This is a genomic window from Chamaesiphon sp. OTE_20_metabat_361 (assembly GCF_031364565.1).
The window spans coordinates 1-6,898 of sequence record NZ_JANLWO010000370.1 but is presented as its reverse complement, the minus strand read 5'-3'; the positions used below and the strand labels follow the sequence as shown (position 1 = coordinate 6,898).

The window sequence follows — 6,898 nt, the reverse complement described above, 5'->3', positions numbered from 1 at the left end:
CTCCATCAAAGTCCCGACATATTCTTCGGGGGTAATCATCTCCAATTTGACGTAAGGTTCCTCGATCTTTTGGCGATGATTGGGATCGGGAAGGGTACTGGGATTGTCGATATAAGTCTCGTTTCCCTGAATATCGGTGACTCGATAAACTACCGACGGTGCGGTGGTAATTAGATCGAGATTATATTCTCGCTCTAGGCGTTCTTGGACGATTTCCATGTGGAGTAAGCCGAGAAATCCACATCTGAATCCAAATCCCATCGCGCTCGAAGTTTCTGGCTCGTATTTGAGTGCTGCATCATTGAGCCGCAATTTATCCAACGCATCGCGCAACTCTGGATACTGATCCGCATCTGTCGGAAATAAGCCACAAAATACCATCGGCTTAGCTTCGGCATAACCATCGAGAGCTGTGGCTGCCGGATTGCTCACCATCGTAATCGTATCGCCTACCCGCGCATCGCCTACAGCTTTAATCGATGCGGCGAAATAACCTACTTCGCCAGCGTGTAGCTCGTCTACTTCTACCTGCATGGGTGAGAGAATACCAAGTTCGTCGATGACATATTCTTTGCCACTTGCCATCAGGCGGACTTTATCGCCCCTTTTGACACTGCCATCCATCACGCGGAAATAGACGATGACGCCGCGATAGCTGTCGTAGTAACTGTCAAAAATCAAGGCGCGTAAGGGTTCGTTAATCGTATCTCGCGGTGGTGGGACTAATAGCACCACCGATTCCAAAATTTCCTGAATCCCGATCCCTTGCTTGGCGGAAGTCAAAATCGCCCCGCTACAATCCAACCCGATAATCTCCTCGATTTCCGCACGTACCCGCTCCGGCTCGGCTCCAGGTAAATCGATCTTATTGAGCACGGGGATAATCTCTAAATTGCTCTCCAATGCCAGGTAGACATTCGCCAAAGTTTGCGCTTCTACACCCTGGGAAGCATCGACTACTAATAAAGCTCCTTCGCAAGCTAACAGGCTCCGAGACACCTCATAAGAGAAGTCTACATGTCCGGGAGTATCGATCAGATTCAGCACGTACTCTTGACCGTCTAGGGCGGTATAATTCATCCGCGCTGCCTGGAGCTTGATCGTAATTCCCCGCTCCCGCTCCAAATCCATATTGTCGAGAAACTGTTCCTTCATTTCTCGATTGCTAACTGTACCTGTATCCTGCAACAATCGATCGGCTAAAGTAGATTTACCATGATCGATGTGAGCGATGATCGAAAAGTTGCGAATTCGCGAAACGGGCACATTGGTCATAATCAAGTCTGAGGATGTGGAGAATGTAGAGAAGAGCTAAATGTAGTGATGGTGGTAGGCAATACCGTATGATTCATCAGTTTAGCGCAAGCCTCTAGCAAACAGTGAGGTTCTAGACCAACAACTTTATTTTATCTATAGAAGTACTTCAATACCTACCCACCTCCAACCATCAAGCAGGTAGATCGAGTTTAACAAGCCTCATTCTCTCATCACCGCTGCATCATTCTAATCAACTCGATCGAAATACCCTCCAGCACTAGCACGCACACATACATCTAGTTATGTAGCGTCAATAAGTCTGGCTCGTGCCAATAGCAATTATCTAGAAGTTCATCGAGGCAGCGATTTGTTGAATTAACAAATCGAGCTAAAAAAATAAAGTAGCAACCATGAACGGTCGCTACTTTATTTCTAGATAATAAATCCTAGTAGATTTATAGAATTAATTTACGCAGGTAGTAAAACTGAATCAATAATGTGAATAACGCCGTTATCAGCAGCAACATCAGGTGTTGTAACTGTGGCATCATTAATCTTGACACCGTTAGCAGCATCAATTTTTACTTCCGAACCTTCAACAGTCTTTGCTGATTTAAGTTTAACGACATCAGCAGCCATTACTTTACCAGCAACAACGTGATAAGTTAGGATCTTTGTGAGCTTAGGAATATCTTTGAGTAAGGCTTCGATCGTGCCTGCTGGCAATTTTGCAAACGCTTCATCAGTAGGTGCAAATACAGTGAAAGGCCCTGCACCCTTTAAAGTATCGACCAATCCAGCCGCTTTGACTGCTGCAACTAATGTGGTAAAAGAACCTGCGCCAACGGCGGTATCAACTATGTCAGCCATGTGTTTACCTAATGTATTTTGTTTGCTTACTTTCAATGTAACGTACTTTTAACAAAAAAAGCAAACATTAAAATTTCAATTTATCAGTATCAAATGCTGCTATTTTTTTAGCGGTAGCAATAATCAAAATAACATCATTTACGATACATTTTAAAATCTCTATCTTTTGATAGAGATCTAAGCATAAGTATCTTTGTCTAAAACTCAGAGTGCCTGACAGTCGCGTGACGACCTCGCACTTCGGCAAGCTCAGTGACCACTCTCACCCATCACTAAATCGATTATCCTAAATTCATTCCAGTCATGAGATTTGTCGTCTATTTCTAACTGGCTACGATCGACTGACAAACAACCTTCGTTGGCGAAGCCTCTCCTACTGGAGAATCGCTTCATGCAAATTCGATATCAACTCATCTCAGCTATCGCCTTCTGTCGGACAGCCTGGGATTGCAGGTACTTCTGCCCAATAGCCGCCTTCGTTGGCGAAGCCTCTCCCCTGGAGAATCGCTTCATGGACGATTACGGTTAGTTTCATTAGTCGATCGGTAAAATATCCACTTTATTTTAACACTGCTAAGACTACATGCGAAGCTCAATCCTAGACAGAGATTCGTTCGTTATGAACGGAACGAGCGAAGTCAAAAACTTTCGATAGATTCTCTTCTGGTAAAGCTGATACGATTCGGCAGAGCCGACGCTACGCGAACGCTTGAATTTTCTCTGCTATCGGCACCCAAGTTTTAGAAGCAGATCGCCATACAGGGTGAATAATCTAGCAGAATCAGTTTTAGGCTGAACTATCCAGCCGATATCGATTTAATTCATTCCTGTTAAGTGTCTTAGGATAACGTCGAGCTTACCGTTCATTTGGGCACTAACTTCTTCGAGTTTGCCGTTCATTTGGGCACTAACTTCTTCGAGCTTTTGCTCTATGCGTTGGTTACTTTGCTTGACTCCATCAACCTCGACGGCTAAACTGTCGATTTTGTAATGGAGTTCCGTCATGTCTTGGTAGACTCGATCGAACGATCGCCGAATGTAATCATTAGGTACAGTGGTGCGTTCGATCCGAGATAGCCGCTCTTCCAATCTAGCTAGTCTTGCTTCTATGCCTCTATCTTCTGGTTCGTTTGCCTGGGTCATGATGCAACAAAAATCGACAAATCCTGTGATGTCTCAATTTTAGCATTGGGTCTGGAAAAATTGGCTCTGAACAGTCGATCGAACATAAATATGATTACCTCCGGTAGGCTACGCCAACGACCTTTACCCCCACCCACATATTCGCCTGTACGGGTTCATAGATGGCTTTGTTTATGCGTCGATCCTCTCGTAAGAGATATAATTTAGAAAGTCGCTCTTTCTAAGGATAAAGAAATGTTGAATGAAGTAACTATCGAAAGACGTTTGGAAACTCTCGAACAGACAGTTTGTGAACTGCAACAAAAGGTTGACAGCAAGCCTGTCACTGAAAGCTGGTTGCAAAAACTTACTGGCTCAATCTCTGATGAAGAAGTCTTCCTTGAAGCACTGGAATACGGAAAAACTTTCCGCCAATCGGATCGTCCTGTTACAGAAAGTGTCGAGTAATCGTGAAATATTTGCTGGATACCGACCATATCAGCTTTCTACAACGCAGATCGAGTGTGGAATTTACCCGTTTAATGATGCGAATGGACAGGTATTCTCCAGAAGATTTTGCTTTATCTGCCGTTAGTTTCCACGAACAGACGCTTGGTGCCCACAATTTTATCAATCGCGCTCAGACAAATACCGATACGATTCGCGGGTACAATCTTTTAATAGAAATTCTTCAGGGTTTTGCATCGGCTCCTGTTTTGCCATTTGATGTTGAAGCGATTGCGATTTTTGATGAGTTACGCTTCCAAAAAGTTCGGGTATCAACAATGGATTTGAGAATTGCCGCAATTGCTATCTCTCGTAACTTGGTGCTATTGACTCGTAATGTTCGTGATTTTAGCAAAGTTCCAAAATTAGCAACAGAAGATTGGACGGTTTAGATCGACCATCAATACGATCGATCGAATCCCCACCCACATATTCGCCTGTACGGGTTCGTATATGGCTTTGTTTATGCGATCGATGAGGAATCGATCGACTACAAATTTTGCCATGCAACTTCTTCTGCTGGTTTTAACCAGTCTTTCTGAAGGATCGTTTCACTGAACAAGGCAGTTTCCATCATCCCTTGCTGATGTTTAACTTTCAGATATTGTAAATAATCCAAGACTTCGGACAAAATACCATCGGGGGTGTCTTCAGTTTCTTGAATAATTTTTTCTCTAATATTCATATTTCATACCCGAACAACTGATAGGTGCAATAGCCGAAACATTTTAGGCAGATATCCTTTCGTTGTGAACGGAACGAGCAAATTCAAAAACTTTGGATAGATTATCTTCTGGTAAAGCAGATAATATCGCTTGAATTTTTTCAGCGATCGGTACCCAAGTTTTAGATGCAGATCGCCACACTATGACAAAAGAGTCGATCGATAATGCAACTAACGCGATCGATTCTCCATCTGAATTGGTAAATTCTACCTCATACTGTGAATTGCCATATTCTTCACAAATGGCACCTCGATCGCCCGCACAGAGGCTATGAGCAGGTAAATCGATTAGGAGTTCAATCACATCGAAGAGTTCGGGATTTTTCATGGCTGTTTTTTCACATACAGGGTGAATAATCTAGCAGAATCAGTTTTAGGCTGAACTATCCAGCCAGTCTGGATGATGGCTCTTTGATTTTCAGTACCTACTACTTCTAAATCTACCTGATATCGCTCTCCGTGTTGGTCTTCACTTTTCTGGATGGCTTCTGCTGCCATCGCCTGAGATTGGATTTGTTCGAGTAGCGATCGATAGTTATCTCTGTTGTAACCCAGGACACGTTGAAAGATTATTGCTTTGTCGGCTCCGACGGGGTTATCGGGGTTCAATGCGTATTCTGTCAGCTTGCGTGGATCGATCTCGATACGGGAAACAACATCACTTAATTTCATTTTACTGCTCTCGCCGATCTATCCATCTACATCATATTCTCACGATCGACCATGAATCCGATCGATCGAATCCCCATCCACATATTCGCCTGTACAGGTTTGTAGGGGCGGGTTTATGCCATCGATTCCGAATAATTCTAAAATCTAAATCGAACCCGCCCTCACCCACCGATAACCGATCGAATGTTACCATCCATGAATTCAAACGATCGATCGAACATCATCATCTACGCACGATCGAATCGCAATCGATATTTGCTGGTGGGGTTGGGCGGGTTCGTTCACAATTTTTGGAATTTGGCGATGATTATTAGCATAAACCCGCCCCTACAGATCTGATAATAAATAAGATCGATCGAATCCCCACCCACATATTCGCCTGTACGGGTTCGTAGGGGCGGGTTTATGCGATCGATTCCGCATAATTCCAAAATCTCGATCGAACCCGCCCTCACCCACCAATAATCGATCGAATGTCACCATCCATGAATTCAAACGATCGATCGAACATCGTCATCTACGCACGAAAGAATCACAATCGATATTAGCTGGTGTTGTTGGGCGGGTTCGTTCGATATTTCTAGAATTCAGCAATGTTTATTTGCATAAACTTATCCCGCCCTTTGCATGTAAAGCAAAATCTTATTTTTAAATAATTCTAATTTGTAGGCAATGATTATTTTATTAAGCCCCAGCACTACTCATGCTAATACAACCGAAGGAAAATATAGGCATAATTAGATAAGTAAATAATACTACCCATCGATTTGCTGGAAAATCATCAGGGATAACTAGCTCTGGATTGATCAATCCCAATAATAACCACAAGGGAGAGGTGAAGATCGAGAGAAAATAAAAAACAATATAAATTGTAAATAAGATTGTTGCTCCAAATGGTAAGAGAATAAAAGCTTGAAACCCTTTTTCAATTAGTTCCTTGGAAGAAGTATCAGAAGGTATTAGCGAAGTGATCCAAAGAAGGGGAAGACAGACAATCCATACACACAATAAAATCGTGTAAGGAATCGAGCAAATAGCAAAGACCACAACTGCTAGAACAGAAAGTAATGGAAAGTAAGCAGTGCAAAGTAAACCCCAACGTAAATTATTACCAAAATCGCTCATAGCCTTATCCCTAGAAGTCGTAGCTCAGATAAATATAATTCTATATACGTTGCTACAGCGGTAATATCCGGACAATTTTATGTTCGAGTGAAATATAAATTTGTCATTCTCTTGATTTTAAATTCAGACGAAGTAAGGAAAATAATTCTTCAGTCATACACAAAACAACGCACGAGTCGGAATCAACTTCCAACTCGTGCGTCTCAAAACCTAAAATTTCCTAACCCATCAACTTCTTAACCGCAGCCATAATCCCAGCGGGATCTATCCCCTGATGTGGGAACTGCTCCCATAGACCGCCACAACCTTCTATATGCGTACCGAGGTGGTTGTAATTAGGCTTATAGCCGCGCTCCAATAACTGCGAACCGAAGCGACTGCCCAAACCAGTTTTGCGGTTGAAAGATTCGACGACTAATACCATCGGTGACTTACCAATTTTCGACATCATTTCTTCATCGATCGAGTTCAATGTTGGCTTATTAATTAGACCGATATCAATCCCTTCTTGTTTGAGGCGTTCGACTGCATCTAATGAGCGGTATAAAGCTTCACCAAAACTGACGATATAGCCTTGAGTACCTTCACGAATTACTTCATCTTTACCGGAGACAAATTTGT

At 42.8% G+C, this 6,898-nt stretch carries 11 protein-coding genes; 2 read left to right on the top strand and 9 right to left on the bottom strand.

Annotated elements, in window-relative coordinates; all coding sequences use genetic code 11:
• The 4 genes from lepA to RMO35_RS10805 all read right to left on the bottom strand — a co-directional run.
• Nucleotides 1-1,275: translation elongation factor 4 (lepA, locus tag RMO35_RS10815; RefSeq protein ID WP_309741109.1), on the bottom strand; the 1,275-nt coding region annotated here is incomplete at its 3' end.
• Between the two features lie 450 nt (nucleotides 1,276-1,725).
• Nucleotides 1,726-2,127, bottom strand: coding sequence for a fasciclin domain-containing protein (locus RMO35_RS10810; RefSeq protein ID WP_309741108.1), 402 nt, complete (start codon nucleotides 2,125-2,127; stop codon nucleotides 1,726-1,728).
• A gap of 415 nt (nucleotides 2,128-2,542) precedes the next feature.
• On the bottom strand, nucleotides 2,543-2,662 hold the full coding sequence (locus tag RMO35_RS25290) for a type II toxin-antitoxin system HicB family antitoxin (protein ID WP_396134960.1): 120 nt from the start codon (nucleotides 2,660-2,662) through the stop codon (nucleotides 2,543-2,545).
• Nucleotides 2,663-2,943: 281 nt separating this feature from the next.
• On the bottom strand, nucleotides 2,944-3,270 hold the full coding sequence (locus RMO35_RS10805; protein WP_309741107.1) for a hypothetical protein: 327 nt from the start codon (nucleotides 3,268-3,270) through the stop codon (nucleotides 2,944-2,946).
• Between the two features lie 234 nt (nucleotides 3,271-3,504).
• On the opposite strand from RMO35_RS10805, the gene RMO35_RS10800 reads away from it, so the two are divergent.
• Both RMO35_RS10800 and RMO35_RS10795 read left to right on the top strand, forming a co-directional pair.
• The gene (locus RMO35_RS10800; protein WP_309741105.1) at nucleotides 3,505-3,717 is read left to right on the top strand and encodes a hypothetical protein; all 213 of its coding nucleotides are present in this window, start codon (nucleotides 3,505-3,507) and stop codon (nucleotides 3,715-3,717) included.
• A 2-nt stretch (nucleotides 3,718-3,719) separates the two neighbouring features.
• Entirely contained in the window at nucleotides 3,720-4,148 is a 429-nt protein-coding gene (locus RMO35_RS10795) for a type II toxin-antitoxin system VapC family toxin (protein ID WP_309741104.1), read from the top strand.
• 98 nt (nucleotides 4,149-4,246) lie between these two features.
• Here RMO35_RS10795 and RMO35_RS10790 read toward each other — a convergent pair whose 3' ends face one another.
• The 5 genes from RMO35_RS10790 to RMO35_RS10770 form a co-directional block, all read right to left on the bottom strand.
• Entirely contained in the window at nucleotides 4,247-4,441 is a 195-nt protein-coding gene (locus RMO35_RS10790; RefSeq protein WP_309741102.1) for a DUF2281 domain-containing protein, read from the bottom strand.
• A gap of 43 nt (nucleotides 4,442-4,484) precedes the next feature.
• On the bottom strand, nucleotides 4,485-4,808 hold the full coding sequence (locus RMO35_RS10785; protein ID WP_309741101.1) for a DUF4926 domain-containing protein: 324 nt from the start codon (nucleotides 4,806-4,808) through the stop codon (nucleotides 4,485-4,487).
• Nucleotides 4,805-5,152, bottom strand: a complete 348-nt coding sequence (locus RMO35_RS10780; RefSeq protein ID WP_309741100.1) for a DUF6883 domain-containing protein — start codon at nucleotides 5,150-5,152, stop codon at nucleotides 4,805-4,807. The genes RMO35_RS10785 and RMO35_RS10780 overlap by 4 nt, the downstream gene beginning before the upstream one ends.
• Nucleotides 5,153-5,836: 684 nt before the next feature.
• A complete protein-coding gene (locus RMO35_RS10775) occupies nucleotides 5,837-6,277 on the bottom strand; it encodes a hypothetical protein (RefSeq protein ID WP_309741099.1) in 441 nt (146 codons plus the stop codon).
• Between the two features lie 220 nt (nucleotides 6,278-6,497).
• Nucleotides 6,498-6,898: transketolase C-terminal domain-containing protein (locus RMO35_RS10770; RefSeq protein WP_309741098.1), on the bottom strand; the 401-nt coding region annotated here is incomplete at its 5' end.